Below are 25180 nucleotides of genomic sequence, written 5' to 3' on the forward strand. Positions count from 1 at the left end.
TTAATTATTTATACCTCTGTTACTTAAGGATCTTGAGTAAATCACCAAACAATCAACAACACAATGGCTATTTTTAATAGGTAATGACGGCTTTTCATTCGTACACAAACTATTCAGCCCTCGCACTAGAAAGATAAATAAAATAGAAATTCTAAAATTGAAGAAAGAAAAACGCCAAAGACCTAACAAATCCAAGAGAGTTCTTTAATCTTACAAAGCTCAAATTATTTTTACGCAACACGTTAAATACATTGAGCTCAAAGCGAAAGATGCTCATTTACGAGATAAACAATAGTAAAAATTTGTTTCATCCTGATATACTGCCAAAAATCATAAGAAACCATGCTATTTATGGACTACATTGCTCTTTCACGCATTAGCCTAAAACATCTCACTGTATTGCATATGTTGTTAACCACTCACAGTGTTACGCTTGCCGCAGAGCGCCTGTGTGTGACACCTTCGAGCGTCAGTAAAACACTTGGGCAATTACGTGAAACGCTGAAAGATGACCTTTTCTATCGCGATGGTACTCGCTTGGTACCAACGGCATTTGCGCTGCACATTGGCCCCTCGATCCATGGCATACTCTCTAGCATGAATGGATTATTACATCAGGGCTCATTTAATCCAGCTTACTATCAGGGCAGTTTCTCATTAGCTATGCGCGAAAGTTCGTTTGAGCTTTTTGCGCCAGTTCTACAGCATTTATCTCAGCAACTCGGCAATCATGCACATTTGAATGTGCATGCAAAAGAGGAAATGAGTTTCGATGCGTTGGTAAGAGGCCAAGTGGACTTTTTGCTGCTTCCACACGATCTTAGTCAGCCGCCCACGCAAAACAAAGACTTGGTATGGCAAACCATTCTGAAAGACGAAATGGTTTGTTTAATGGGATCATCAAATCCACTCTCTAAACAGCCTTTGTCTGTTGAAAGCTACCTCTGTGCAAGACACATTGGGATTCATGATAAAGATCTCTCACAACCTTATTTCGAGCAGAACCTCACACAAAGGCACTCGAAGCGAAATATGGCTATGCGTGTAGCGGATTTTGGCTCAGCTGCGGTGATGTGCCAGCACTCAGATTACTTGTTCACCTGTTCCAAGCTTTGGGCAAGGGCGGCCATGCAAGCAAAAGGCTTGGTTGAACAATCCCTTCCATTCGATTATGGACAGGTAGCCTACAGCCTCGTTTGGAACAAAGCGAGCTTGAACGATCCGGCTTTAAAATGGCTACAAAAACAATTGCTCGATGCCTGTGCCATGCTAGACGCGTGCGATGCGTGAGTAAGATAACGAATCAAAACTGCATTACGTGAGTACAGCCGGCACTACGATGGGGTTACTCACGTAACGTAAAAGTTCTGATTTTAAGCGTTCGATATCATGGCGCGAGCAGACATCCCAAGTTAGCGCCTCCCCCATGACTCCGTGATGTTGAAATGCATTTAAACGGATAAGCACCGATTCAGGCAAAGTACTCAAATAGCGCCCAATCGCTACGATTTCTATATCTAAATCACTTTTCCCTGGAATATGCAGTAACCGAACTTCATACAATTTTTCATGCTTTGCAAGATACTGAAGCGTTTTGAATACACGGTGATTATCACGCCCAGTTAGCCACTGGTGCGTCTCTGTCTGCCACGATTTCAAATCGATCATCGCACCGTCCAGAAAAGGAAGCACACGTTGCCAACCTGTCACTGATAAAGAGCCATTGCTGTCGATGAAACAAGAAAGGTGCTGTAACTCAGGATCTTGCTTGATCCCTTTAAACAGCTCAATAATGAAAGGAAGTTGTAAGGTAGATTCCCCACCGGATACTGTAACACCACTGATGAAAAAGCGATGCTTGCGTATCAAATCGAGCATTGTTACCACAGAGTAGTCAGTAATTTTTGGATTAGATTGGTTCTGACATATCTCTATACAATGATCGCAGTGGGTGCACTCCTCTTTAAGCCAAACAACGTTGTTGTTTTCGTCGAACTTCAGTGCGTCTGCCGGGCACTCACTCACACAATCACCACAGTGATTACAATGGTTTATTGTATGAGGGTTATGACAGTTCAAACACTGATAGTTACAACCCTGTAGAAAGATGACTAGACGATTTCCTGGCCCATCAACACAAGAGAAAGGAAGGATACGAGTGACTTTTGCCAAAAGGCTTCCACTTCGTCTAGACATCTTGTTCTTTCCTAAACCGACCTTTACGCCTGCGTGTAGGTCGGTGTCATTTCATGACTCACCACACGTGGTGAGCGTTCTAAAATCCCAGTATTTCTTGCCGCCTCTGCTCCCAGAAACGTCGTATTGGTTCTCGAACCTTCTGCATCATATTTTGCGATATCAGAAAGTTTGACCATGTATCCCGTAACGCGAATCAAATCATTTGAGGCCACATTCGCGGTAAACTCACGATAACCAGCATTTAACGCCCCTTTGCACAAATTGAACATCGCTTCTGGGTTTGATTTCACCGTTTCATCAATCGTCAAAATATCGCTGATACCTGCACGATAATACTGGTGATGCTCAGCTGTTGCTTGTACATAAGTGACAGGGTCTGGCTCCGTGCCATAAGGAAGACGCACACCTGGCGTAACGCCAAGATCTAAGCTAATACCACCTTGAGCATGTAAGAGCGCTTTGCCATCCAAACCATATTTCACTGGGGTTGACTCCACTAGTTTCGCCAGTGTGGCTGAAACATCATGAGCAAAGGCATTCGCACGTTCATCTTTTCCGTACTGCCCCGTTTGGCCTTCTTTTTCGAACAGAAGATTCACCGCTTCTGCCATACCATAAATGCCATACATTGGTGCGAAACGGGACTCTTCAATCAACCCTTCTTGCGTCAAAAATCCTTGAAAGAAATTGGACTTTTCATGCAAGTGCGTACTTCTAGCGTCCATCAACTCAACCATTAATTGATGGTATAGAGGTAAAACACTGTTTAAGAAGTCGTTACAATCCGATGCTCGTTCTGCGACTCCTTTTAGGTTCATTCGCACCAGCGTGTTTGAACCACCAGCCAGTGGCAGTGAATTGTAGCAACTTACAATACCAAAACGTGAACCGCTGTAGGCTTTCGAGTGCACAGGGTAATTGGCAATATGAGGCTTACTACACTCGCAAATATTCTGCGTCGCTTGACGAAGTAAATCATCAGGCGTGACCGACTCGTCGTACATGAACGTAAGATTTGGCGCAATCTGCTTGAGCTCGGCGTCCACTTTTAAAATAGTGCGACAAATAATGTTGTCTGTCGGTCCGACATTCACGTGCATAAACGCATCTGGCAATGTGCGATCCAACATGATCCAAAAATGTTTTAACTTTTTGTAAATTTGATTCTCTGTTAGGTCGCCTATGTAAGGCAGCAAGACATCATCCAACTGACCTAAATACACCGGAATATTCGTTACCGATGGAACATGATGGTAAATGATGGTGAGCATATTCAGCGCATCATCGAAATCGTCAGCTGGAAGCAACTCTAGATACTCAGAGCCTTGCGATAGGAACTTAGCGTAATCAGGCAGCACATAGCGTGGTTTGAAAGGTGCATGGCCTTCAAACATATCACAGATGATTCCTTCATCCATTGCTTGTCTTAGCGATGGGGAAATCGACATGTAAGGAATACATGCTTCCGCCTCCAAGGCCAAAAAGTTCGACTTTTGTTTTGGAGAAAGACGAACATCAGTCGCAATGTCTAGAAAACGTTGTTGTAGTTCAGAAAGGCTTTTCATCTGAGATGTCCCTGAAAAAGTAACCACAAACCCACAAGATAAAACATGGATTCTACCCCTAAAGAGTAACGTGATTTTACTCCGGCTTACCTGTTGCCACTAATGAAAATAAACAAAACGTCTATTTCCATAATGGAAATAAGCTAACACTAAATTAGGTTATTACAACTTACGCTATTGAAATAACCCAACCATGCTCCAAACACGTGCTTTCTCATCGGTTTGCCGTCGACAACATGAAGCCAGCGCTAATAAATACTCCGCCAGTCAGGCGATTGAACAACTTGGCTCTTCCAGCGACAAACAGCCAGTCTGAAGCTTTTACACCTAATAATGCATAAAATGTTAGCCAACTTAGCTCAAACACCACAAATGTAGATGCAAAAATCGCGTATTGAGCCAACAAAGGCGCAGAGGGATCAATGAACTGAGGAAACAAAGCGGTAAAAAAGACAATCGCTTTCGGGTTACTAGCGCCAACAATAAAACCACTGGTGAACGCGCTGAGCGCATTCGAGGAGCTTTGGACGGCTGCCGTTTTGTCAAAATCCGTTTGAGAAGAGCGCAGCGCTTGAATGCCTAACCAAATTAAATAAGCGGCACCACACCATTTGATGATATTGAAGACCAGCTCAGATGAGGCAATCACAACCCCTAACCCGGTAAAAGAAAGCGTTAGTATAATAGTGATCGCTGATAAACTGCCTAGCGCAGTCATGAGGGCAATACGAAACCCACTACTCACACCTTTACTTAAACACAGCAACGAGCTTGGCCCAGGCGATGCAGTAAGCACCAAAACGGCCAGAGTGTAAAAAATCCATGTATCAATTTGCATTGGCATCCCTTCCCGCAAAAAGTTGAGGGTTATATCTCAATCTTTATTGAGATATTCCTAGCTCGGTTTCCATCCATGAAACTCGATTCTTTAATAACCACCTAGTCGCTACATAATTTAGAAACCATTAATAGATAGTTATGCAATCAAAATACGCTCTGCATGCAAGGTTGTAAAGCATGTTTATTTTTCTTAATCATAAAAAGGCTTGGGATCGATTTCTAACGATGACGGAGCGACTGCTCTTTCTATTTTGTGTAGGCTATTTTTCAAATCGACCATCGCCACATCGATATAACGCTGATATTTGCGTGAGTAAAAACACTTCACTTCTGGCTTTAAAGCTTGAGAGTCATTTGAGGACCAAACAATACCAACACGCCCATCACTCAACTCAACAATAGAGCCCACTGGGTACATCCCAACGCAATTAATGAACTTGTAGACTAGGTCTGCATCTAAATGAAATGGCGTTAAACTCAACAAGATTTTAAACGCTTCTGCTGAGCTCATGCCTTTTTTGTAGCAGCGATCGGCCGTCAACGCATCGTAAATATCAACAATACAACTCATGCGGCCGTGAATCGGAATCTCATCGCCCTTCAAACCTCTAGGGTAGCCATTGCCATCTAACTTCTCATGATGCATCAAACAAACATCGCGACTCACATCACTAAGGCCCTTTACATGGAGAATAATCTCACCAGCGAACACTTGATGTAGCTTCATGTGTTCAAACTCTTCAGGTGTTAGCTTTGCTGGTTTATGCAAAATCTTGTCATCAACTTTAATTTTACCTACATCATGAATGATGCCACCAATAGCGAGCTGCTTTAATGTCTGCTTATCTAACCCCAAGTACTTACCAAATGACACTAAAAGGCAAGCCACATTGACGGAGTGTTCCAACAAGTAGGAGTCTTTTTTTCGGAGTGCAGAAACACATTGCAACGCATCTGAGTCGATAAAAACGCTTTCAATGACATCATCGGCCCAAGCTTCTACCTCATCAACTTCAATGATTTTGCCTTCAAAAGTTTGATTCAATAGTTTCTGCGCCAGATCTTTTGCTTCCGCAATTAGCTTTTTGGCTCGTTTATGTTGAACATCTCTCGAGCGATAAGCGCGTTGAACCTTCGAAAAGTCAGAGGACTTGGGCTCTCGATCCTCTTCTACGGCAACAATGGATTCATCCACAGGCTTAAAGACACACTTCTGAGAAGATAATGTTTGATCTACCCAAACATACTTCACGCCGCTCGCGGTAAGCTTCTTAATGCCCTCTGGGCTAGATATCCGCCCTGCATTGGCTAAATTTACGCGCTTGTTGTGCTCTATCGCGGTAACAAACATACCAACGCCGACATCAGCGAGCGCAATTTTGATTGAATTTTTTGGATCGTACTGCATAAAAAGAAAGCTTACTCGATATTAACGGCAGTATTATAAGAGATTTGATTAATTGGCGTGATAATAAATTAGAATTGATTACTATTAATGAGCATCCTGTCAATTAATAACCCATCGCGATCACTAAGCCCTTTTTGTTATTATGGTCTTTAGCCTAGCAAATATACAGATATGACACTCAAGAGCAGAACCTCTAACCGACACGTCTTAAAATAACTTGAGGATAATTATTCATAAATATTTATAGATTGCGGACAGCATCAATAACTGTATTTTATAAATGATTTTTACTGTTGACTATTTTTTATAAATGTCGATGATTAGCCGCCTAATCTTAGTATGTTATTAACCTAGTAGCGCATAAAATGATAGCCAAACAATTTGAACTGATACTTTTGTGATTGTAATGTACGCCAACAGATCAACTCTATGTTATCAAACCCCCACACTCATCTCTGATGCTAACACGCTCGAGGAGGAAATATCTTGACCACCATATTTGACCAACAAGCCTCAGATAGTGACCGAGAGTTCCTGAAAATCGTTGAAGAACGATTCATTCATATCTTCGACGTATTTAACGAAGGCCTCTTCTACATGGATGAGTTTGGTACCATGGTATTTTACAACAAAGGCTTCTATGAACAGCTCGGTATTAACGCTGGCCGAATCAGTTTAGAGCAATGGTTAGAGCTTGTTCATCCTCTTGATCGAGAAAGGCTGTCCACAAGGGTCGATGCGCACATCACGACCAACAATAAGAGGGTTACAACCACTTACCGAGTGCGTAAACCCAATGGACAATACGTCTGGATAGAAGGCGTAGCCATGACCAAAGAAACAGAACATGGCCATTACATGGTTGGCAGCCATCGCGATATTTCTGAGCGTAAGCTGATGGAAAGTTACATCCATCAAGTCGCATTTCATGACAACGCGTCAGGCATGGCTAACCGCGCCCATCTCTTGCTGGATATCGAAGACAGTGTACGTACCACTGATTCTTGCGCGTCTATTTGTTATATTCAGATCGAAGACATCAAATCTTACTTGAATCAATATGGCAGTGAACTGGTCGATGGGTTAGTAGAGAAGTTGCTACAAACTCTCAGTCACTTGCCCTCTCCAAACAGCTCGGTGTATCGCGTGCATGATGATGACTTTGCGATTTTGATTCACGATGAGTGCTCAATAGAAGCGCTACAGAGTTACGCTGAAAGTTTAAAACAAACCTACCATGAAGCGGTGATTGAAGAAGGCCAATACCTAGGTAGCAACATTAGCATTGGTTTGTATCCTTGTATTGACCCTAGTCACTCCGCAGAGGAAATTTTACGTAAAGCGGCAAGAACTTGTCAGTACGCGAGCGAACAAAATAGAGACCGCGTCGCGGTCTACAGTGAGAAGACGCAGCATGCCGTTGATCGCTACTTCTTTATTGAGCAAGGTCTTAAAAGTGCGCTAGAAAAACAGACATTAAGTGTTAAGTTTCAGCCAATTATTGACGCCAAAAGCTCAAAAGTGGTGAGCTTCGAATCGCTAGTTCGCTGGCGTAGCAAAGAGTTTGGCGAAATTTATCCCGACGAGTTTATCCCTGTAGCAGAGAACAAAGGATTGATCGTCGAACTGGGATATCAAGTATTTGCCAAAGCGTGTGAATTCATCAGAAACTACCGTGAGCGTTACCAAAACCAAGTTCGTGTTAACGTGAACGTTTCTGTACTTCAGTTGATGAACAGCGAATTCCCTACGCGAATTAAAGCCATGGCGGATGAAGCAGGCGTTGACCCCGAGTCCATTGTTTTGGAACTGACAGAAACGTTTATTTTGGATAATAACCAGACGGCCATTGCTCCCCTAAGCACGCTCAGGGAGTTAGGTTTTGCACTCTCGCTCGATGACTTTGGCTCTGGTTACAGTTCATTAAATAGCTTCTTCGACTTGCCGATGACACAAATCAAAATTGATAAGTCGATGGCATGGAAGACACTGACCAATCGCTCTTCTCAAGAGTATTTGAAGTTTCTTATCACTATGTGTCAGGAAAATAATATTGAAGTGGTGATAGAAGGCATCGAAGACGCAAAAATGTGTGACTTCTTTTCCGAGATGGGCGTCGATTATTTGCAAGGTTATTGGTTCTCTAAACCACTCTCTGTTGCCAGTGCCAGTCGCTATTCATTGAGCTAAACCGTTCTTCGGCGAAATAATCCCAGAATTAACGCTATTCCGCACGGCCACGTTAAGCATGCTGAACTACTCACAGTAAATTTCAGACACTAACTGGCCGTGACGAAAACAACCTTAGAGAGCCTTGATTAACGTAGGCGCTCAAAAACAACACTCTGATCTAAGTGTTCGTGATATTGAGTGTAATCTAAGCCCATATCAAAGATATATTGAGTCACCAAGTTTCTAACGCACTCAATCAATTGGCTCGCTTGCCATGGCTTCTCAAAGTAGCGATCAATACCTGCGGAGTTAATCGCATTAATGGTATCCGTGTGCGTCGCCTGCCCCGTCAGAAGCACTTTACGTGTGCGAACAAAACGACTGTCTTGTGATACCTCTGTCAGTAGTTCCACTCCTGTTTTACCTGGCATGACATGATCGGAAATTATTAATGCGATCATCTCGCCTTCTGCATCAAGCTCATCCATCAGTTCTAGAACCTCACCTGCGGATTCGCAGTCTTCGATATTCAACCACTGATGTAACGGCTCTAAATCTTGTAGAACCGCGCTTAATACCTCTCGTTGGTCATCAACGCAAATTACATTAAGCTTCTCCATGTTCACCCTCTACTGGTAACTTGATTCTAAAAATTGTTTTTTCACTGTCGCTCTTTACCACAATAGAGCCGTTATATCCGGCGATAATGCGTTTCACAATCGACAGCCCTAATCCTAAACCAAACGACAACCCACCCTTTTTAGTGGTGAAGTTTGGCCGGAAAATTTTTCTGCGTGTCGCTTCATCGATTTCTGGTCCGTTGTTAGCAATCGTGACCAAAATTTTCCCCTTACTCTCTCGAGTATGTATTTCGATCCCCGGATCTTCGGTTTGACCAAGTGCATCACACGCATTCTTTAAAATATTGACCCAAACTTGGACGAGTTCGGTTTGAGAACCGACAAAGTCCGGCAAGTCCGCTGGGCTAAAACGTACGCTCACGCGTCTTAAGTCACTTTGCAATAGGGCCAGCGCTCGATTGATTGAGTCATTAATATTAAACGCTTCATCCAAGTCGATATCCGTACGCCCCAATTGTTTCACTGAACGTACAATGCCAACAGTATGTTTAGAGGCAATACGCAAATCATGAAGGTCTCGCCCCATTTGCCAGAAACGTATCGCTTCTTCGGGTCTTTTTAACCAATGCTCCGACAGGAAATTATTTGGAACGGCACGTGCGAGATCACGCGCGAGATCCTTGGGTAAGCCGTAATATTTTTCGAAGTGACGCCCCCGCTTTCTCGCTTCGCTGGAAGAGACTTTCTGTCCTTGCATCAAACCAAAATCAAAAAACTGACTCGCTTCCGGATGAACTTCTTCAAGCAATTCCATGATGACCGACTCGAGTCGCTCTGATTTACTGCTTACCACACCAATAGCATTGTTCAACTCATGAGCAATACCCGCAGCAAGCTGCCCTAACGTTGTCATTTGCTCTGCGGTATGCAGCTTTTGCAACGCTTTTTCTTTAGCCAAGGCCTCTTGCATTGCACGCCGTTGACGCCGAGATAACTCGTTCACCATCACAGGCATAAATTGTGTCGTCAATGGCCCGTATGTCGCCTCTTCCACCGCGGGCGTATCACGCTGTATCCAAGCCAGTTCAACGTCGGTTTGAGCAATCACTGTCGAAGAGGCCGTCCATGTACCAGAAAAGAAACTATGTACGCCAATAAACGCACCTTGAGACGCAGAAAATACCTGAATTGGCTTCTTGTCGTCTTCCGCATAATAGCCAGCCAACTCTCCTGAAAGCACGTAGTACAACCGATCGTTGTAGCCAGCTTGCTCGATCAGTACCGATCCGGACAAAACCGTTAATCGGCGTTCAAGATGGTTAAAATAGCGTTGTACTAACGCATCTAGTTTCGTTTCGTACATGGGTTACCCAATATGCCCAACGGTATGTAAAATCCAAACCATAACAAAACTAAGTAATACACCAATCACGCCCAGCACTGCACCGATACGAGCCATTTGGCTGCTTTCGACATGCCCAGTAGCATGAGCTAACGCGTTTGGTGGCGTACTGATTGGTAACGACATACCGAGTGACGCGGCAAATGTCACGACTAAGATCAGCGTCACTTCTCCACCCAATGGCGTTAACGAAGTCATCGAGGTACCTAGCGCAGCCATAATCGGCATAAGCAAGTTTGCAGTGGCCGTATGCGACATAAAGTTTGCCATTAGCAAGCACATGAAAGCCGCACCAAACAAGACCACATATGGCGAGAACTGATCAAACGGAATACTGTGTACCACCAGCTTCGCAAGCCCTGTTTTATCCAGAGCAAGACCCAGAGCGATACCACCTGACACCAACCAAAGCACGTCCCAAGAAATTTTCTTCAAATCTTCCTTGTTGATAATGCCCGTCAATGAGAATACCGCGACCGGAATTAATGCCACTGTGTAAGAGTTCATCCCATGTGCAGAACCCATCAACCAAAGAATAATCGTACCTGCGAAGGTGACATAGACAATCATCGCTTTTGGTGTTTTCAAAAACTTGCTCTTAATATTCAGATCGATGGTAGTTTGCTCGGCTTTATACAAAAAGCCAATCAGAAACCACGCTAGCGCCATCATCACAATGACGAATGGCACGCCAAAGACCATCCATTCACCAAAGGTAATTAAGTTGTCACCAACCAAATATTTCAGCGCGATAGCATTCGGGGGCGTGCCGATTGGTGTACCAATACCACCAATGTTGGCGGCAACGGGAATACACAAGGCAAACGCAATTCGACCGGGATCTTTAGGCCCAAATACCGCAATCACAGGGGTTAGAATCGACAACATCATCGCTGTTGTTGCAGTGTTTGACATAAACATGGAAAAGACAGCGGTGATCAACATCAAACCCAACATAACGAACTTTGGTTTTTGCCCAAATGGTTTTAGCAACACGCGCGCTAAGTTGACATCCAGCCTGTACTTTGTCGCCGCCATAGCTAAGAAGAACCCGCCGAGAAACAGCATAATAATCGGGCTAGCGAAAGTCGCCATTATCTCGTTATATTGCAACAGCTCACCAAAATGTGGCTGCCCTTCTTGCAAGCGAAAAAGTACGATGCTTTTATTCGAAACAAGCAATAGTTCGAGCACAATGATAACGACCGAAGTGGCGTAGATTGGAATGGGTTCAAACACCCAACAGAATGCAGCAAGCAAGAAGATTGCGATCACTCTCTGCTGGACGATAGTAATGCCATCAAATGGGAATGCAGAGAGGGGCATTAACCAAATAAGCAATGGTATCAATGTTGGAATAATGTATTTGAGATAAGGGCGCATAGTACTACTTCTCTTCCTGAGATGGTTAGCCAGACACGTTTGGCGTTTGGAACGCCATTACCCACCGCAATACCGAAGCTTTTAGGCTCTGACTAAGCCTTCAGAGACGAAAAATGCTGTAATGGCTTGTTCCAGAGAAGATTATGCACACTGTTTTCAAACAAAACTTTGGTGCGAGATCAATGAACTTGTTTTCACATTGGAAAACATTTTATATCTGTGTTCAAGCTCACTAAATGCTCACGATTTCAATGAAATATACTTTTCCATCATAAAGTTAGTTAAGGTTTCTCCCCTAACTTCAGCACGTTGCTGAACCTTAACTGTGAACCCCATTTTCTCGTAGAAAGGCCGGGCAGTGATACTCACTTCAGAGTACAGTCGCTCTATCCCCTTTACTTTCGCCTGTGAAAATAGAAAAGACATCAAATCACGACCAATACCTTGGCCTTGATATTCATTGTGACAAAAGAAATGGTCAATCAAGCCGTCACTTTGCAAATCACAATAGCCAACGATCTGCCCTTCTATTTCCGCGATATAGGGTTGAATAGCATCCATTGTGCGTTGCCATGAATTGAGATCAAAATCTGATGGGGCCCAAGCTGAAACTTGTGATTCAGTATAATCGCGACGATTAATGACTCGTACAGTGTGGTAAAAAAGTGTCCACAATATTGGAGCATCCTCTGTGCGATAGCGGCGTATTGAGAGCATCGGTTTAATCATTCCTATTCGATAAATACCAAGTATTAACGCAAAGTAATACTGGTGAATTCATCATTTTCAATACCAACCACTAAAGGCTTTTCAAGCTGATCGCTGCTCATCAATACGGTGGTATTTAGCTCTCGACTTGATCTGCGTATTTTGCTTTTTCTGATGATATGTATATTAACAATGTAATCGGAATATTCCTTCGTGACTCCTCCAGAAAACTCCACATGTTCACTTTCATTATCTTGGACCACATGAAATTTTCGATTTGCTTGAATATCAGCGCTGAGTGAAGAGTCACCATAGTTCAGTACAACGGACGTTGGTTCACTATCTTGATTGGCAAAACAGCTAAATGCGAACATGCATAATGCAAGTATACTTTTTGGTTTAAACATTGGTTATTCAATTTCTAGTTATTTTTCTGCCATTTGCATTACCAAACAGCACTCCTCAATAATCGCCTATTGTGCCACAGGTGTACGCAAGTCTCTAAATACAGTAAAAGGATGTACGATGAAATTCCGCTAAAAATGAGGAAATCACAATGCAGCTGAGGATAAACCAGCCTATTTAATCGCCCCAACAACACCCAAGCAATTGTTTTTATTGAATTTAAAAGCAGTAAATAATGTAAGCAATTACGTACAAGCTCTTACTTTTTCATACGCAACTAAGCAAGTTAATAGAGAGAGACAATATTGTCTATGCCACATGTTACAAATCTGCTTACCTCATTATTACGTATGATCCGATATTGTGGCGCTAGCCTTCCCTTCTTTTTAACGAAGGGAAGTTTTAACAATAAGGCTTGCACCTATTTTATAGCTAAAATCAATAAAGCATTTCCAACATCGGTTGGTCTAGGAGCGATCAATGAAAAACTCTCTCAGTTTTACTCATCTATTAAAAGTTGGCTTGATATCAATCGCAGCTTTGATGGGTGGATGCACTCAAGGAGATTGGCGTACCGCAAGCAGAGAACCTGCCGGTATCGCGCCTGACCCTTCCAATGTGAAACATGCCGTAATTGAGTTTTATGCCGCAGATGCATTTGGTTGGCGAGGCTGGTTTGCGGTGCACACTTGGTTTGCGATAAAGCCTGAAAATGCGAACGAATATACCGTTTATGAAGTGGTCGGGTGGCGCGTGAATCGTGGACAACCCGCTCTGTATCAATACCAAACGGGCACACCAGATCGCTACTGGTATGGTGCGAAGCCAGAAAAAATACTCTCAATACAAGGTGAAAAAGCCGATAAACTTATCCCAAAAATACAAAGCGTTATCAACCAATACCCTTGGGCTGAAGAATACACGTTGTTTCCAGGACCAAATAGCAATACATTCCCGGCTTGGGTGGGCAAGCAAATTCCGGAGTTAGAACTCGACTTGCCATTTAGAGCAATTGGTAGCGGCTACGCCAACGAGTAAAACAAAAGCTTGGTAACTGGCGCGTTTTACGTTCAGCGCATAGCACTATACCTATTGTGCGTCTTCACCCAACTCGGTTCTGTTTCTTCCGTTGCGCTTTGCTTTATACAGAGCGTTGTCAGCGTCTTTCATTACCGCTTCAATTGGCATATCGTTGCCTTTCCAGTGAGAAACACCAAGTGATACCGTTACCTTACCAACGACCAGGAAATCGTGTTTTTCTACGTTATGCCTAATCCGCTCAGCGACATCAACCGCGTGATGAACATCCGTCGCTTCAAGGAACATCATGAACTCTTCCCCACCGGAACGGCAAAGATGATCATTCGCTCGGGCTTGCTCTTTCATCAACTGAGCGAATTCTTTGAGTAGATTGTCACCCACATCATGACCATAGTTATCATTGACGCTCTTAAAGTGATCAATATCCAAAGCTAAAATAGAAAAAGCGGTGTTTTCTTGCTTAAACAAGCCTAGAACTTTGTCTAAGCCGCGTCGATTTAACAACCCAGTCATCGCGTCTGTTAGCGTATCCAGTTGCAGCTTATCAATGGTTTTTGAAACGATACCAAACGCCTTGAGAAAACTGAGCTTCAAATGTGAAGCCTCAAAATACCAAGACTTAACCAGCTTCAAATCATCGATGGATGAAGAGTGTTCTTCCACTCCTCGAACAGCGCCAGCCAGTTGCCATAATGGTCTTGAAATAAGTAGAGAGAAGAACCAGATTAACAGCAGAGTTAATAAACCAATTGGAATCGATTTGAAAAATACACTCCACATCTGCTCATCTAGCACCATTAACGTCATTGATTTCGGGCGCTGAGCGACAATTCCCCACCCTGATGATTCAACTGGTGCATACCCTGCTAGCATTTCAACACCGCGAGAGTTCACAATTTCTTTGTTACCACGCTGACCCATTGTCACGGCGTTAATTGCCATATTATCGTTGATCACTTCACCAACCCGCGATTTATCTGGGTGGTAGATCAGCGTATTGCTTTCGTCCACAACGTAAAGGAAAGAGCCATCTTTGTAAGCATGCTGGCTAAGTAATTCCGCAAGAATATTATCCTTCTCTAAATAGATAGTACCGCCGATATAGCCTAAATATTCATTGGACTGAGAAAATATAGGGTATGAGATCGTTAACAGATAATTTCCTGCGGGTGAGATGAATGGCTCAGTGACAACGGGCGCTTGAGCATTTAAAGATTGACGTTTTCTTTCACCAACGAGCTTTACACCTTTCACCTGAAGTGTCTCTGGTGATACAGAAATAATGACGCCTTTCGCATTAACGACAACCACAGAGTTGAATGATTTGGTTTGCTTTCTCAGCCTCTCCGCCTCTTCGTCAAGAAACTGAGCATCGTGCATCTTATCTTTTAGCAAGTTCGCACTGTATTTTAACTGCGACATTGAGCTTTCTATGAAAGAGTCCGTCATTTCTGACATTTTTTGCGCATAAACGCGGTTGGACTCTAACGTGTTATTGATGATGAGATCTCGTTGCACTCGATAGATCGAATAAAACGCATTGATCAAAGTGACAAGCACGCTGAAAACACACAGGATTACAATAAGGTTTCTAAGATTAAGTTTTTCTTTTCTTCTAAAGGACATTTGCCAACTGCCAGCTTCGATGGCTTTTTGTATGAATGAGCGTATAGGTTATATGAAATTGATTTAATTTTCAGGTAGGAAGTTGGGAGCAGTGTTAAATATTTTCTCACATAATAGAACGCAAAATGAGCTAATAAGAGAATTCAGTGACACAAAATAAATGCCGTGCCACTGTAATATCGCACAACTTTAAGCAAGCTCTGTGCTGGTCATTACCATTGTCTTTAATACATCGACAACAAGCTGATGATCATCTAACTGCGGTAAACCCGATACCGTCACAACCCCAATTAAACCAGAACCCACGATTCGAATTGGGAACGCGCCACCATGAGCACAATACTCACGCGCATCGAGATGTGGCTGATTTTCAAAATCACGCTGCTTTTGCTTATTGTACAGCGAGAGGTAGTAAGAGCTGTGACCATATCTCAATACTGAATTTCGCTTTCTACGAACCCAATCCAAATGGTCAGCGCACGTTCCTGTCATCGCGTATTGAAATAGCGTTTGTCCAAAACCGTAGACCTCAATAGCCACAGCCGCGTCACAGGCTTCCGCCGCTTCTTTTAAAGCTAAACCAATAGACCACGCTACTTGGTGGTTAAACTCTTTCAATTGAAGCTCATGCTCTTGTTGAGCGACGAGCTCAAGCGTTAAGCTCATGATTTCACCTGAATCGTTTTACCCGTTTTACTGCTTTCCAATGCCATCTCAATCAGAGCGATATTCTGTATTGCTTGAACGGCAGGAACCGGGTTATCAGTACCCAGGCGAATTGCGTCCGCCACACCAACAAAATAAGCTTGATACGCACCTCTCTCCGTTTTGATAGTTTGCGCACCGTCTTCGTCGTAGCGGACACCGTATAACGCCTCGTCCTCTTCTGACCAAGCATCGTTCTCCGGTAATCGGCCTTCTTTTAAGTAACCTTCTTGAGGATCTAATCCGTATTTTTCATATTTAGCCTCAGTACCCAATACTTTATAACGCAGGTTTGGTTCTGGGCTGTATAAGTTTGAATGTAAATGCACAATATGGTCTGGGTAATGAAGCACTAAGTTGTAGTAATCAATCGTGGTCGCGCCCGGACGCATCATTCGACACTGTGCGTCTATCGCATCTGGCAAACCAAATAACACCAAGGCCTGATCGAGAAGATGGGGAGCAAGATCGAATAAAATACCACCGCCATCTTGAGCCTGCTCTCGCCAGCGTTGACGAACTTCAGGACGGTAGCGATCAAAGTGCGACTCAAACAGCCTCACATCACCTAACTTACCTTGTTCGATAAGCGATTTAACGGTAAGAAAGTCGCCATCCCAACGCCTATTATGAAAAACGCTCAGAACCAATCCTTTTTCTTCTGCTAAGGCGATCAACTCATTCCCATCTTCTATGCGCGTTACAAACGGCTTTTCGACAATGACATGTTTGCCATTGTTCAACGCGCGCTTTGCGAGCTCGTAGTGCACGTCATTTGGCGCAGTGATGATCACAAGCTCAGCGTCACTGTCATCTAGTAAAGTATTGGCATCAGCAAACCACTGAGCATCTGGCCAATCATTTTGGACCGCTTCCTGTTGACGAGAACTTATTGCGCTCAACGTCAAGTTTGGCAGTGCTTTAATGAAGGGTAAGTGGAAAGTTTTTGCTGAATATCCGTAACCAATCACGGCGGTCTTTACGGGATCGTAAGCCATACTAAGATTCCTTATTTCGGTGAAACAACAATACATTCAATATCATTGTGGTCGAGAAGTTGTTGAAAGTCTGATTGAGGAGCATGATCGGTAATAACGATGTCGATCTTTGACAAATCACATACATGGTGAAAATTGTCGCTTCCAATTTTGCGGGATTCACAAACGACAATGACTTGTTGAGCTTGCTCTATCATGGTTTGTTTCATGGTTGCTTCTAGCTCATTATTTGTCGTCAACCCTCGGGATGACAACGCGCACACACCAATAAACGCCTTATTCACATGATATTGCTTCATTTGCTGTTCTGCTTGTGCCCCCAAGATCGCTCTGGCGTAGGGGTCAAAGTGTCCACCTAAGAAATGGACGTCCATTGATTCACTTTTTTCAGCAGCGAGCAGTACGTCAATACTGTTGGTGACCACGTTGAGCTTATCTTCTTCACAGCGTGCTTTTTCTACGTAAAGTGGGAGCAGAGATAAGATAGTACTGGTATCAATAACAAGGTGGTCACGCTCATCCACAAGCTTAGCGGCCGCTTGAGCGAGGCGATGTTTAGTGTCACTAATTGGTCGATTAGAGTACGCCTCTGTAGAGGAAGATATCGGGGCAAGCATGACGCCACCTCGGATTCTTTGTAATCCCGGTAGTTGGCTCAACTTAACTAAATCTCGACGCGCTGAATCTCGCGAGATGCCAAAATACTCGCAAACTTCCGATAACGTTATTTTGTTTTGTAGCTCTAGCTTGGCTCTGAGCTCTATCAATCGCTCTTCTTGCGTCATTACTTAAATTCACTTAAGTGGTTTTAAGCAATAATGCCACACAGCAATCAAATAACCAATACGGACGCACGCAATATTTGCTTATGCTGATACCAAACAGAATTGTTAAGTTGAGGAGATGAAGAGCGTTTTGCTCATCACCCCCTATCACAAAATGTTTGGTGTAGTGTTTACGTTGGCTGGGTCGCTATTTTTTCATCGCTTCTTTAAAAACTTGATTCCAATCTTGTTTCATATCGACAAACAGCCAACCTTGCTCTTCACCCACTTTAAATGATTTGTCTAATTTCCCCACGTGAGAGTCTTTATCATACGCCCATTCACGCTTGTCATCCGTGTGATGGATAACCGCTGAAAATCGTGGGCCAGACCCCGCTTTAGTCCACTCTAGCATTTGTAAGTCACCGTCAGAATTACCAAATGCCATCACCGGACGCTTACCAATGAAGTTCTGGATCGTGACAGGCTTCACCGCTTTATCATTCACAAAATCAATTTCTGGCAAGCGTTGAATCGTTGGCTTTCCATCAACGACCTGATACTCCGCTTTTAATGTCGTCCCAACGATATTTTGCGTTGGGATCCCGTATACTTCTGGTGCCCAAACACGCATGAAATCAATGCCACCTCCAGAAATTATATAGGTCTGGTAGTCATTTGCTCTCAAATAGTCGAGTAACTCAAGCATCGGTTGATAAACCATTTCAGTGTATGGCTTTCCCGTCGTAGGATGCACGGCCGTTTTCATCCACTCCTTCACTTCTTGATGGAACTGATCAGTCGACATTCCGGAGTGAGTCGCCATAACAAGCTTCATCACACCTTCAAGGCCTTGCTTGCCAACCCCCTCCAAGTCACCTTTTATTGCCGAAGCAAAAGGTTCTGTTGTTTTCCAATCAGGATGCTCAGAGGCCATCTCTTTCACTTTATCGATCGCAAAAAACAGCTGTAGATAAACGGGTTTTTCTGCCCACAGCGTCCCGTCATTATCAAACGTAGCGATCCTTTGGCTTTCAGGAATATAAGCGTCCGAGCCTTGAGTCGTCGTTTTAGTAACAAACGCCATAATAGCTTGCTTAGCACCGGTGTTGTTCCATGACGGCAGAGGATCTTGCATATCAGCAGCAATGCTATAGCTAGACAGAGCAAAACTTGTCGCAAGGACAATCACCTTTAACTTTATAGCCATTTTAATTCCTTATATTGAGGTACGGGATGCAAATCCAAATGAAAGTATAGTTCACGATTAACAAGCGCAATTCAGAGCAACATATGCAACAACACCACAACGTGACACTGTAACAAAAAGCACACTTCAATTAAAGAAGATTACCGATAAAGTGTTGAGTTAACTGGCGTCAACCTGCTCTGAAGTACTTTGACGTCCCTTTTTCTGATTAAGCTCATCAATCACGTAATCCGGAGCCACTTTCTTAAGTTCCGCTAAACACTGTTCAGACTTGGGGTTATCGTACCGAATGTAGATATCACACACTGCGTAAAGCTGCTCCGGCGCGCCAGAGATCAAATAAGCTTTTTCAAAAGCGTGCACAGATTTTTTAAGATCTAACTCTTCTTGCAGAACACCATTTAAGTACCAAAAATAACTGTTGTTCTTTGCCATGTTAGCGGCCTTTTCAATTTCGCTAGCGGCATCATGCTTCTCACCAAGTCTTACTAGCGCCAATGACTTCGAGTAATGCAAAGCAGCGTTATCAGGAAAAAGTGTGATTGCTTCATCAAGTACTTGGATAGCTTGTCGATCTTTTTGTTGCGCTCGAAAATTGTCCGCATAGCTTAACCAGACTTGGGGGTTACTTGGCATCAGCTTGGTTAGCTCTGGATAAATCAATGCCGCTTTGTCCCACTCTCGATGCCAACGATATACATCGGCAAGGAGTAATCTAGAAACGTTGTCAGTTTTCTGCGACAAGTAGGATGTTAAATCAGTCACCGCGCCTTCAAGTGACTGTTGCTGCTCCGAACTTAAACTGGCGTAATCTCGAACCAAGTTTATCGCTGCGGTAATTCGAACCATTGCATCGTCATCACTTAGCAACGGGGAAACCAGACGCCAGCGATGATCTATCATATAGGGTTGAGCTCCTACAATTGCTGCTTCACGAATTCCAGCATCTGCATCTTTCAAACCACGAGCGACGGCAACCAAAGCGTTTTGGCTGGGGTAGTTGGCCAGTTCACGTAAAGCATCAATACGCTTTTCTGAAGACAACTTCTTGTTTTGTGCATCATAAGACAACTTTTCGACTTGCTGTACTAGCGTCATTGGTTCTTCTTGAGATGCTATCTCAACGGGTGAAACTCTATCTGAATTGAGCGGAGGTTTATCTTGAGCCCAAGCGCCTTGGCTTAACGCTACACTCAGCGTGAAAGTTAAAAGTGACTTCGTAAAACGCGTTATCTTTTGCATTGATGAGACCTTACTTTTATAAAACTGGACCAGTTGAATCTTAGAACTTAGTGTCAAAAACAGGTCGATTAGACGCTTTCAGGTGTAAAGCCTTATCGCTGTATTTACCGTGTACCACAGGGTTGCCCATCGCTCGTAAAATGTACGCCATTGATTTGTCGACATGCGCAAAAAACTTCTTCCAACCTGCGCATAGATAGTTAAGGCCAGGCTCACCTTCTCTGGTGCGAATAAAGCGGTTTTTAGGGCATTCTCCAAAACATGCAAACTGATAATCGCAATGAACACACTGCTGAGGCAGTGTACGACTTTTAGCAAACCCGAATTTCTGCTGGTCAGGGCTATAAGCGAGAGTATCGAGTTTTTCGCTGTGAATATTTCCGACCTTGTATTCCGGGTAAACATAGTGGTCACACGCAAAGACATCACCGTTTGGTTCCATTGCTAAACCTTTGCCACAGATTTCACCTAGCGTGCATAGTGGGTTTTTTCTTCCCATCCATGTTTCCAAACTTGCTTCAAAATACTGTACAAAAACGTTACCAATATCATGCACGACCCACTCATTGAATATCGCGATAAGAAAGTTACCCCATGCTTCATCCGCCACACAAAATGGCTCGACAACCGAATCCTTGTGACCGGGAATCAGACGTTTATCACCTTGCATCAGTTGCTCATTGGGCTTCCAAGTTTGTGGCGCTGTTGTTCTGAAAGTTTTCTGCTCAACAATCGGAATAAACTGCATTTGAGGGGAACATACTTCATCTCGTAAGAAACGATACACTTCCAAAGGGTTACGACTAGTCAAGTTGTTCACACACGTGAGCGTTGCAAACTTCACTTCATGCTTATGCAATAGCTCAACGGCGTTCATCACTTGTTTAAATGTACCTCTTCCCGCTCGGTTTGTTCGGTAAGCGTTGTGCATCATCTCAGGGCCATCGATGCTTAAACCGACGAGAAAGTGGTTCGCTTTTAGAAACTCGCACCACTCATCATTAAGAAGCGTGCCATTAGTCTGAAGATCATTAGAGATCGTAATACCATGAGGGCGGTATTTATCTTGTAATTCAACAATTCTTTTGAAGTAATCCAACCCCAGCATGGTTGGCTCTCCACCTTGCCAAGAGAAGATAATTTCAGGTGTGTTCTGCCCTTCTATGTATTGGCGGATATAGCTCTCTAAGGTTTCGTCATCCATTATTGGCGAGCACCCTTGCTTATATTCCAACAAATCTTGTTTGCTTAAGTAATAACAATAAGTGCAATCGATGTTGCAAGCAGCACCAATGGGCTTTGCCATCACATGTAAACGCTTAGATGCTTTTCCGTTGAACTGCGGCCCTTGAGTTATGTGCATTCATCACCTTCTTAATTGCTAACCTGTCCCCAATGATGTCAAACCTAATCATCGAGTTAATCGCCTAGGGTGATGATAATGTTCAATTATTCTCGGCGCTTGTTATAGTGTGTATAACCGTTTGTTATGGTTTTGCTTGCTAGACTTTCTGACCAAAGTCGTTGACGGAGTCGCCGAATGAAGCATCCCAAAAGTAAGATTATTTCCTTTGTCTCAGCCATATCGGTCACGCTGATAATTAATGGGTGTGCAACAACCCCACCAAACTCTCTCGCTCAGAAAATCGATCAAGATATGGTTCTTGTCGAAGGTGGGCAGTTTACGATGGGCGCAGATAATCCATCAGCCAAAAAGTCAGAGGGCCCAGCTCGCACTGTTAACGTTGATGGATTCTATTTGTCAAAATTCGAGGTAACTCAATCGCTCTTTGAAGCTATCACTGGCTCCTCTCTGAGCTACTTTCGAGATCCAAATACACCCGTCAATAATATTAGTTGGCAACAAGCCAATTATTTCATTAAGAAATTGAATGAAAAAACGGGAGAGCATTACCGTCTACCAACAGAAGCAGAATGGGAGTTTGCCGCTAAAGGCGGAATTTTAAGTAAAGGCTTCACTTTTTCTGGATCAAACAATATTGACGAGGTGGCTTGGTATGCGAATAACTCGCACAATAAGGCTCATAAGGTAGGTCAAAAGCAACCAAACGAGCTCGGGTTGTACGATATGACAGGTAACGTAGGCGAGTTTGTTATTGATGCTTTTGACGAAGGTTATTACAAAACAGCGCCCAGTGATAATCCGGTAAACGCAAAAGAGGAAAAAGAAAGCCTTGCACACAAGTCTGTACGTGGCGGCAGCTTTGCTTATGACGCAGACGAATCTGAAAACTATCGCCGCGATTTTGCCAGCCAATCCGTAATTATGTCTGACATGGGCCTTAGACTAGCGAAAGACGTAGACTAAACTAAGTAGAGAAAGTGGCGCGATAAAGGCTCCACTTTTTACTATTGGTGTTTAATCTCTACAGATTCGTAATAGGTGCTTTCAGCTGATCAATAGCCTGCTTAGGAGCATAATTACTCAGCTCTTTTAGACACCTATCGAAAGCAAAAGCGACAGCGCCTTTTTTATGATTTCTCGCTAGAACTTCGCATTGAGCATATAAATGTTGAGGGTTCCCACCAACTTTAAACGCAGTCTGCAATGCCTTACTGGCTTCCAGAACGTCACTTTTTTCCAAAGCTAGACCATAAACATACCAGTAGTGAGCGTTAGTCTTTCCTAGTTCTGCGGCATGTTTAAGTAGAGCTTTGGCCTCATCTTCCTTGCCTTGGCGTAACAAAGAAAGACCGGCACTGTAAGGTAATGAGCTGGATTTAGGCTGAGCTTTCATCCCTTGTTGTAACACCCAGAGCGCAGCTTTTTCTTTCCCAAGGCGTCGATACAGGTCCGATAAATTCACGTAACTATTTTCGAAATAAGGCTCGATACTTATCGCTTCTTGGTATAACGCAATTGCCTTATCGATTTTGCCTAAGCTGCGGTATACATTTGCCAAATTGGTTCTACCAAAACCACGATCGGCGTTAAACTTTTGAATGTCCATGTACTCTTCAAGTGATGGTTGAATCCTATCTTTTTGTAACGGCGTCATTTGCGCATAGCTGGTCACTAATACCGAAGCCGCCTCCGCCCTCACTGAAAGTACGGGATCATCCAGCAGTGGTTCTAAAATTCGCCATCGATCATGAAACTCATAACCAGACGAGCCCGCGACTGCGCCGAGCCGAATCATTTCATTCTCATTTTTAACGGCCCTTGCGAGCGAAACAGTCGTATTTTGGTCAGTATTGCCGCCCATTCGCTCTAATGCAGAAGCTCGTATGATGTCTTTTAATGATGAATCCTGAGCAGAGTAAGCCAGAGCATTCGCCGCCCCTTTGTGCCCAATTGCATCGGCATAAAACGCGACAGCAAAGTGTTGTTGATAGCGGTATTGAGAGTGAGGAAACCATTCGGCTATCTGCGCATCCGCCCACTGGTTACTCTTATCCTCATGACAAGACGTACATACATTGGGCGTATCGATGTGTTTGCTCAAGTCAGGTCTAGGTACGTGCCAACTGTGGTCTCTACGAGGATCGACTTGCATATAAATCGTTTCTGGCATGTGACAAGTCGTACATTGTGACGCTTTGGATCCCGCTTCATGGAAGGTGTGGTTTTCTGGGGTATATTCTGACGCAATATGACATTGTGAACATACCGCCTCTTCTGGGATGTTTAGTTTTGCCGAATGAGGATCGTGGCAATTGGTGCATGTTACGCCTTTTTCAGCCATTTCAGACTGAAGAAATGAACCGTAAACATAGTCTTCATCGTAAATTTGGCCATCGTGGTAGTAGAGTTCTGGAGTGATCAGGCTTAACCGATATTTATCGAAAAATGAGCCTTGAATGTGATCACCTGTCTCATTTAACTGCGTTCGACGGCTGTGACATTGTGCGCACGTCTGAACTTGATTTGTTTCTGCGATTGCTTTTGGTTGTAACGTTCTGTGGCCCTTCTCAAATACCCACTCGGTTACCGCTTTAGATAAATTTCGGTCAAAACCATAGTGACTACCTGTATCGAAAGAGCCTCCTGTAGATGCGGACTTTTTCGCCAACTCGATGTGTCCACTTGCAGGGCCATGACACGCTTCACAACCAACATTGATCTCGGACCAAGACGTGTTGTAGGTATTTTTGATTGCTTCATAGTTCTTCTTTAAATTGGTCGAATGACAGTCTGCACACATGAAATTCCAATTTTGCCCAGTGTTAGTCCAGTAAAACTCATCTGTCGTTGTTGTCTCTGGATAAAGGTGAAACCAGCGCTGACCACCTTCCGATTTCGTCCTTGAATCCCACGCAAAAGGAATGAGCTGTACACGACCGTCTTCAAACTCCACCATATATTGCTGTAACGGTTCCCAACCAAATGTGTAGCTAATTTTATAATCATGCCATTGACCATCAGGGCCTTGAATATTGACCCAATACTCCTCGCCTTGTCTAAAAAAACGGTTGGGTTGCCCATCATGCGTCACTGTGCGGTTATCAAAATCACCTTGAACAGATTCTGAGTTTGCATGTTTCATTGCCATATCGTGATGAGAGCCCTTCCAAGCCTCCACCTCTTGTTGGTGACATTCCGCGCACGTTTGCGTGCCAACATATTCCAACCCAAGCTTCGTGGTATTTTGGGGACTCTCTATCACTGATGCCTGGGAAAAAAACGAACCACTCACCATGACGATACCCAGAAATAGACACCGAAACCGACCCGCCCACTGACTCATAACTATCCTTAGTATTTAGATGGTGCAACTTGAATCAATATAGTCGCTAACCCCTTGGTTATACAAATAATTAGAAGTGAAAGGCCTTCAAAATGAGTGCTCCATTCTTCGTCCCCCGATTAGGGAATATCTCGGTGTTTTTGCTGAAACTTTATTCGTCTCACCAGCAATCGGCAATGGTGTTCATTAGTGACCCATCTCTATTTTTAAAACCTCCCCAAA

At 43.6% G+C, this 25180-nt stretch carries 21 protein-coding genes; 4 read left to right on the forward strand and 17 right to left on the reverse strand.

The window, feature by feature from the left end:
* Positions 1-351: 351 nt before the first annotated feature.
* Positions 352-1290, forward strand: coding sequence for a LysR family transcriptional regulator (locus tag R2S67_RS05975; RefSeq protein WP_048626349.1), 939 nt, complete (start codon positions 352-354; stop codon positions 1288-1290).
* Between the two features lie 24 nt (positions 1291-1314).
* Here the strand turns inward: R2S67_RS05975 and R2S67_RS05980 are convergent, their stop codons facing one another.
* The 4 genes from R2S67_RS05980 to R2S67_RS05995 all read right to left on the reverse strand — a co-directional run bounded on the left by R2S67_RS05980 (position 1315) and on the right by R2S67_RS05995 (position 6012).
* Positions 1315-2196: a YjjW family glycine radical enzyme activase gene (locus R2S67_RS05980; protein WP_317342788.1), complete on the reverse strand. Its 882-nt coding sequence runs from the start codon at positions 2194-2196 to the stop codon at positions 1315-1317.
* 23 nt (positions 2197-2219) lie between these two features.
* Positions 2220-3764, reverse strand: a complete 1545-nt coding sequence (locus R2S67_RS05985) for a YjjI family glycine radical enzyme (RefSeq protein WP_109168382.1) — start codon at positions 3762-3764, stop codon at positions 2220-2222.
* Positions 3765-3978: 214 nt separating this feature from the next.
* Positions 3979-4602: a LysE family translocator gene (locus tag R2S67_RS05990; RefSeq protein WP_317342789.1), complete on the reverse strand. Its 624-nt coding sequence runs from the start codon at positions 4600-4602 to the stop codon at positions 3979-3981.
* Between the two features lie 192 nt (positions 4603-4794).
* Positions 4795-6012, reverse strand: a complete 1218-nt coding sequence (locus R2S67_RS05995; RefSeq protein WP_317342790.1) for an HD-GYP domain-containing protein — start codon at positions 6010-6012, stop codon at positions 4795-4797.
* 486 nt (positions 6013-6498) lie between these two features.
* On the opposite strand from R2S67_RS05995, the gene R2S67_RS06000 reads away from it, so the two are divergent.
* Positions 6499-8202 carry a putative bifunctional diguanylate cyclase/phosphodiesterase gene (locus R2S67_RS06000; protein ID WP_176320477.1) on the forward strand — a complete coding sequence of 568 codons (1704 nt, stop codon included), beginning with the start codon at positions 6499-6501 and terminating at the stop codon, positions 8200-8202.
* A 128-nt stretch (positions 8203-8330) separates the two neighbouring features.
* Here the strand turns inward: R2S67_RS06000 and R2S67_RS06005 are convergent, their stop codons facing one another.
* The 5 genes from R2S67_RS06005 to R2S67_RS06025 form a co-directional block, all read right to left on the reverse strand.
* Positions 8331-8804: a response regulator gene (locus R2S67_RS06005; protein WP_047008729.1), complete on the reverse strand. Its 474-nt coding sequence runs from the start codon at positions 8802-8804 to the stop codon at positions 8331-8333.
* Entirely contained in the window at positions 8791-10128 is a 1338-nt protein-coding gene (locus tag R2S67_RS06010) for a sensor histidine kinase (RefSeq protein WP_053807362.1), read from the reverse strand. Before R2S67_RS06010 ends, R2S67_RS06005 begins: the two co-directional genes overlap by 14 nt.
* Before the next feature lie 3 nt (positions 10129-10131).
* Positions 10132-11550, reverse strand: coding sequence for an SLC13 family permease (locus R2S67_RS06015; RefSeq protein ID WP_317342793.1), 1419 nt, complete (start codon positions 11548-11550; stop codon positions 10132-10134).
* A gap of 240 nt (positions 11551-11790) precedes the next feature.
* Positions 11791-12267 (reverse strand): GNAT family N-acetyltransferase, encoded by a 477-nt coding sequence (locus tag R2S67_RS06020; RefSeq protein WP_317343034.1) that lies wholly within the window; start codon positions 12265-12267, stop codon positions 11791-11793.
* A gap of 35 nt (positions 12268-12302) precedes the next feature.
* Positions 12303-12665: a hypothetical protein gene (locus R2S67_RS06025; RefSeq protein WP_317342794.1), complete on the reverse strand. Its 363-nt coding sequence runs from the start codon at positions 12663-12665 to the stop codon at positions 12303-12305.
* Between the two features lie 478 nt (positions 12666-13143).
* Here R2S67_RS06025 and R2S67_RS06030 point away from each other — a divergent pair, with 478 nt between their 5' ends.
* Positions 13144-13701 (forward strand): DUF3750 domain-containing protein, encoded by a 558-nt coding sequence (locus R2S67_RS06030; RefSeq protein ID WP_012841873.1) that lies wholly within the window; start codon positions 13144-13146, stop codon positions 13699-13701.
* Between the two features lie 51 nt (positions 13702-13752).
* Here R2S67_RS06030 and R2S67_RS06035 read toward each other — a convergent pair whose 3' ends face one another.
* From R2S67_RS06035 to R2S67_RS06065, 7 genes are all read right to left on the reverse strand, one after another.
* The gene (locus R2S67_RS06035; protein ID WP_047008725.1) at positions 13753-15330 is read right to left on the reverse strand and encodes a sensor domain-containing diguanylate cyclase; all 1578 of its coding nucleotides are present in this window, start codon (positions 15328-15330) and stop codon (positions 13753-13755) included.
* Positions 15331-15519: 189 nt separating this feature from the next.
* A complete protein-coding gene (locus tag R2S67_RS06040; RefSeq protein WP_317342795.1) occupies positions 15520-15996 on the reverse strand; it encodes a heme-degrading domain-containing protein in 477 nt (158 codons plus the stop codon).
* Positions 15993-17033, reverse strand: coding sequence for an oxidoreductase (locus R2S67_RS06045; protein WP_167426621.1), 1041 nt, complete (start codon positions 17031-17033; stop codon positions 15993-15995). The genes R2S67_RS06040 and R2S67_RS06045 overlap by 4 nt, the downstream gene beginning before the upstream one ends.
* 11 nt (positions 17034-17044) lie before the next feature.
* The gene (locus tag R2S67_RS06050) at positions 17045-17818 is read right to left on the reverse strand and encodes a DeoR/GlpR family DNA-binding transcription regulator (RefSeq protein ID WP_170902067.1); all 774 of its coding nucleotides are present in this window, start codon (positions 17816-17818) and stop codon (positions 17045-17047) included.
* A 187-nt stretch (positions 17819-18005) separates the two neighbouring features.
* Positions 18006-19007: an HAD family hydrolase gene (locus R2S67_RS06055; protein WP_104971645.1), complete on the reverse strand. Its 1002-nt coding sequence runs from the start codon at positions 19005-19007 to the stop codon at positions 18006-18008.
* A gap of 159 nt (positions 19008-19166) precedes the next feature.
* Positions 19167-20249: a hypothetical protein gene (locus R2S67_RS06060; RefSeq protein WP_317342797.1), complete on the reverse strand. Its 1083-nt coding sequence runs from the start codon at positions 20247-20249 to the stop codon at positions 19167-19169.
* Positions 20250-20289: 40 nt separating this feature from the next.
* On the reverse strand, positions 20290-21612 hold the full coding sequence (locus tag R2S67_RS06065) for an anaerobic sulfatase maturase (protein ID WP_317342798.1): 1323 nt from the start codon (positions 21610-21612) through the stop codon (positions 20290-20292).
* Between the two features lie 177 nt (positions 21613-21789).
* On the opposite strand from R2S67_RS06065, the gene R2S67_RS06070 reads away from it, so the two are divergent.
* On the forward strand, positions 21790-22578 hold the full coding sequence (locus tag R2S67_RS06070; RefSeq protein WP_182036553.1) for a formylglycine-generating enzyme family protein: 789 nt from the start codon (positions 21790-21792) through the stop codon (positions 22576-22578).
* Positions 22579-22636: 58 nt separating this feature from the next.
* On the opposite strand, the gene R2S67_RS06075 is transcribed toward R2S67_RS06070, so the two are convergent.
* Entirely contained in the window at positions 22637-24958 is a 2322-nt protein-coding gene (locus R2S67_RS06075; RefSeq protein ID WP_317342799.1) for a multiheme c-type cytochrome, read from the reverse strand.
* Positions 24959-25180: the final 222 nt, after the last annotated feature.

Source organism: Vibrio sp. T13N (assembly GCF_032970445.1).
Classification (GTDB): domain Bacteria; phylum Pseudomonadota; class Gammaproteobacteria; order Enterobacterales; family Vibrionaceae; genus Vibrio; species Vibrio diabolicus.

Coding starts and splice junctions, on each gene's coding strand:
- R2S67_RS06035 (WP_047008725.1), bottom strand. CDS start 15,330: ATGTCCTTTAGAAGAAAAGAAAAACTTAATCTTAGAAACCTTATTGTA.
- R2S67_RS06025 (WP_317342794.1), bottom strand. CDS start 12,665: ATGTTTAAACCAAAAAGTATACTTGCATTATGCATGTTCGCATTTAGC.
- R2S67_RS06030 (WP_012841873.1), top strand. CDS start 13,144: ATGAAAAACTCTCTCAGTTTTACTCATCTATTAAAAGTTGGCTTGATA.
- R2S67_RS06055 (WP_104971645.1), bottom strand. CDS start 19,007: ATGGCTATAAAGTTAAAGGTGATTGTCCTTGCGACAAGTTTTGCTCTG.
- R2S67_RS05995 (WP_317342790.1), bottom strand. CDS start 6,012: ATGCAGTACGATCCAAAAAATTCAATCAAAATTGCGCTCGCTGATGTC.
- R2S67_RS06045 (WP_167426621.1), bottom strand. CDS start 17,033: ATGGCTTACGATCCCGTAAAGACCGCCGTGATTGGTTACGGATATTCA.
- R2S67_RS06060 (WP_317342797.1), bottom strand. CDS start 20,249: ATGCAAAAGATAACGCGTTTTACGAAGTCACTTTTAACTTTCACGCTG.
- R2S67_RS06005 (WP_047008729.1), bottom strand. CDS start 8,804: ATGGAGAAGCTTAATGTAATTTGCGTTGATGACCAACGAGAGGTATTA.
- R2S67_RS05985 (WP_109168382.1), bottom strand. CDS start 3,764: ATGAAAAGCCTTTCTGAACTACAACAACGTTTTCTAGACATTGCGACT.
- R2S67_RS06070 (WP_182036553.1), top strand. CDS start 21,790: ATGAAGCATCCCAAAAGTAAGATTATTTCCTTTGTCTCAGCCATATCG.
- R2S67_RS06040 (WP_317342795.1), bottom strand. CDS start 15,996: ATGAGCTTAACGCTTGAGCTCGTCGCTCAACAAGAGCATGAGCTTCAA.
- R2S67_RS05990 (WP_317342789.1), bottom strand. CDS start 4,602: ATGCAAATTGATACATGGATTTTTTACACTCTGGCCGTTTTGGTGCTT.
- R2S67_RS06065 (WP_317342798.1), bottom strand. CDS start 21,612: ATGCACATAACTCAAGGGCCGCAGTTCAACGGAAAAGCATCTAAGCGT.
- R2S67_RS06075 (WP_317342799.1), bottom strand. CDS start 24,958: ATGAGTCAGTGGGCGGGTCGGTTTCGGTGTCTATTTCTGGGTATCGTC.
- R2S67_RS06050 (WP_170902067.1), bottom strand. CDS start 17,818: ATGACGCAAGAAGAGCGATTGATAGAGCTCAGAGCCAAGCTAGAGCTA.
- R2S67_RS05980 (WP_317342788.1), bottom strand. CDS start 2,196: ATGTCTAGACGAAGTGGAAGCCTTTTGGCAAAAGTCACTCGTATCCTT.
- R2S67_RS06015 (WP_317342793.1), bottom strand. CDS start 11,550: ATGCGCCCTTATCTCAAATACATTATTCCAACATTGATACCATTGCTT.
- R2S67_RS06010 (WP_053807362.1), bottom strand. CDS start 10,128: ATGTACGAAACGAAACTAGATGCGTTAGTACAACGCTATTTTAACCAT.
- R2S67_RS05975 (WP_048626349.1), top strand. CDS start 352: ATGGACTACATTGCTCTTTCACGCATTAGCCTAAAACATCTCACTGTA.
- R2S67_RS06020 (WP_317343034.1), bottom strand. CDS start 12,267: ATGCTCTCAATACGCCGCTATCGCACAGAGGATGCTCCAATATTGTGG.